General features: G+C 75.5%; 1 protein-coding gene. It reads left to right on the top strand.

The annotated features are described in order from the left end of the window. On the top strand, positions 1 to 3,159 hold a 3,159-nt coding region (locus tag B7767_RS34250; RefSeq protein ID WP_143652785.1), incomplete at both ends, for an SDR family NAD(P)-dependent oxidoreductase.

Below are 3,159 nucleotides of genomic sequence, written 5' to 3'. Positions count from 1 at the left end.
CGCTGCGCGGTCAGGCCGAACGGCTCCTGCGGACCGTCGACGAGGCGTCCCCGCTGGACATCGCGTACTCGGCCGCCACCACGCGCGCCGCACTGCGCGACCGCGCCACCGTCGTCGCGGCCGACCGCGAGGAGCTGCGCCGCACCCTGACCGCCCTCGCCGCCGGCACCACCGCACCCGGACTGCACACCGGGACGACGCTGGCCACGGGCCGGACCGCGTTCCTGTTCACCGGCCAGGGCAGCCAGCGCCCCGGCATGGGCCGCGAACTCGTGCGCGCCTTCCCGGTGTTCGCGCAGGCACTGCAGGAGGCCGCCGACCACCTCGACCTCCACCTCGACGAACCCCTGGGCGAGGTGCTGTTCGCCGAACCCGGCTCACCGCGGGCCGCCCTGCTGAACCGGACCCGGTACGCGCAGGCCGCGCTCTTCGCCGTCGAGGTGGCCCTGTTCCGGCTGCTGGAGTCCTGGGGCGTCACGCCCGGCCTGCTCGCCGGACACTCCATCGGCGAGATCGCCGCCGCGCACGTCGCCGGGGTCATGACCCTCGCCGACGCCGCCCTGTTGGTCGGCGCCCGCGGCACGCTGATGGACGAGCTCCCCGAGGGCGGGGCCATGGTCGCCGTACAGGCGCGGGAGACGGAGGCCGCCCCGTACCTGACCGAACGGGTGGGCATCGCCGCCGTCAACGGGCCGTCCGCGATCGTGCTCTCCGGAGAGGAGGACGCCGTCCTCGCCGTCGCGGCACGCTTCGCCGAGCAGGGACGCAGGACCAAGCGCCTGCGGGTCTCGCACGCCTTCCACTCACCGCTGATGGACCCGATGCTCGACGACTTCCGCCGGGTCGCCGAGACCGTCACCCACCTGCCGCCGCGCATCCCCGTCGTGTCCAACCTGACCGGCGAACCCGTCACCGGCTTCGACGCCGACCACTGGGTGCGGCACGTGCGCGAGCCCGTGCGGTTCGCCGACTGCATGAGCCGGCTGGAGGCCGACGGCGTCACCACGTACCTGGAACTGGGCCCCGACGCCGTCCTGTCGGCGATGGGCCGCGACTGCCTCACCGACGACGGCGCCGACGCCGCGTTCGCCGCGCTGCTGCGCGACGGGCACGACGAGGAGCGCCAGGCCGTCACCGCGCTCGGCCTGGCGCACGCCCGCGGCCTTCCCGTCGACTGGGACCGCTTCTTCGACGGCCGGGGCGCCCGCCGGATCCCGCTGCCCACCTACGCGTTCCAGCGCAAGCGCTACTGGCTGGACGCCGGGAACACGCCGGGCACGATCGGGCACCCGATGCTCGACACCGCCGTCGGCCTCGCGGGCACCGACACCCTGGTCCTGACGGGCCGGCTGTCCACCCGGTCACAGCCGTGGCTGGCCGACCACGTCATCGCGGGGGCCGTCCTCGTGCCCGGCACCGGAATGGTCGAACTGGCCGTCCGGGCGGGGGACGAGGCGGGCTGCGCCGCGGTGGAGGAACTCACCCTGGAGACACCGCTGGCACTGACCACGGACTCCGGTGCGGAGGTCCAGGTCGTCGTCGGCGCACTCGACACGACGGGCCGCCGCACCGTCGAGATCCACTCCCGCCCCGCACAGAGCGAGGAGGACTGGACCCGGCACGCCAGCGGAGTGCTCGCCGGACACGGTCAGGGCCCCGCGGCCGACACGTCCGTGTTCACCCAGTGGCCGCCGGCCGACGCCGAGCCGATCGACGTCGCCGGCCTCTACGAGCGCCACATCGCTCAGGGATACGGCTACGGACCGGCGTTCCAGCGGGTCCGGGCCGCCTGGCGGCGCGGGGACGAGGTCTTCGCCGAGGCCGCCCTCGACGACGCGGGCGGCGAGCGGTTCGGCCTGCACCCCGCCCTGCTGGACGCCACCCTGCACGCCGCCGAGGGGCCCGAGGACGAGGGCCGGGTGCGTCTCCCGTTCGCCTGGCGCGGCGTCGAACTGCACGCCGCCGGCGCCACGGACGTACGCGTGCACCTCGTCCGGACGGCCCCGGACGAGATCTCCGTCGAACTCGCGGACACCACCGGCGCACCGGTCGCCACCGTCCGCTCGCTCGTCCAGCGGCCCGTGGCGATGGACGGCGTACGGCCGTCCGGCGCGCGGGACGGCTCGCTGCTGCACCTTGAATGGGCCAGGGTCCAGGCCCCGTCCGAACCGGACGCCGCGGCCCGGGAGTTCCACCTGGCGTTCGTCCCGGACTCCTTCCCCGGCTCCCCGGTCGAGGCGGCACGGACGGCGACGCTGCACGCCCTGCGGCTCATCCAGGACGCGCTGCGTGACGACACCCGACTGGCGATCGTCACGCGCGACGCGCCGGACGACCCGGCACTCGCCCCCCTCTGGGCCCTGGTGCGCTCCGCACAGGCCGAGAACCCCGGACGGTTCGTACTGGTCGGCGCGGACCACGACGCGCCCGAACACGAACTGCGCGCCGCCCTGTCCTGCGGGGAACCGCAACTGGTCCTGCGCGACGGCGCGGTGCTCGTACCGCGGCTGGCCCGCACACCCGTGCCGGACGACCCGCGGCCCGGCGACTGGAACCCGGACGGCACCGTACTCGTCACCGGCGGCACCGGAGGCCTGGGCGGCATCGTCGCCCGCCACCTCGTCCGCCGGCACGGCGTCAGGCACCTGCTGCTCACCGGGCGGCGCGGCCCGGACGGTCCCGGCGCCGCCGAACTGACCGCCGAACTCGCCGAACTGGGCGCCGAAGTGACCGTCGCCGCCTGCGACGTCGCCGACCGCGAGGCCCTGACCGCCCTGCTCGCGGCGATCCCCGAAGGATACCCGCTGACCGGTGTCGTCCACTGCGCCGGGGTCGTCGACGACGGACTGGCCGGAACACTCACCCCCGAGCAGGTCCGCGCCGTCTTCCACGGCAAGGCCGACGGCGCCTGGCACCTCCACGAACTGACCCGCGACCTCCCGCTGGCCGCGTTCGTGCTGTTCTCGTCCGCGGCCGGAGCCCTGGGCGCGCCGGGCCAGGGCAACTACGCCGCCGCCAACGCCTTCCTCGACGCGCTGGCCGCCCACCGCGCCGCCCAGGGCCTCGCGGCGACGTCCCTGGCCTGGAACCTGTGGGCGGGCGACGCGGGCATGGGCGCCCGCCTGGACGAGGTGACCCTGCGCCGGGCCGAGCGCTCCG

This window comes from Streptomyces sp. 13-12-16 (assembly GCF_002114215.1).
In the GTDB taxonomy this organism is placed as follows: Bacteria; Actinomycetota; Actinomycetes; order Streptomycetales; family Streptomycetaceae; genus Streptomyces.
This window is presented reverse-complemented; position numbering and strand designations above follow the sequence as displayed.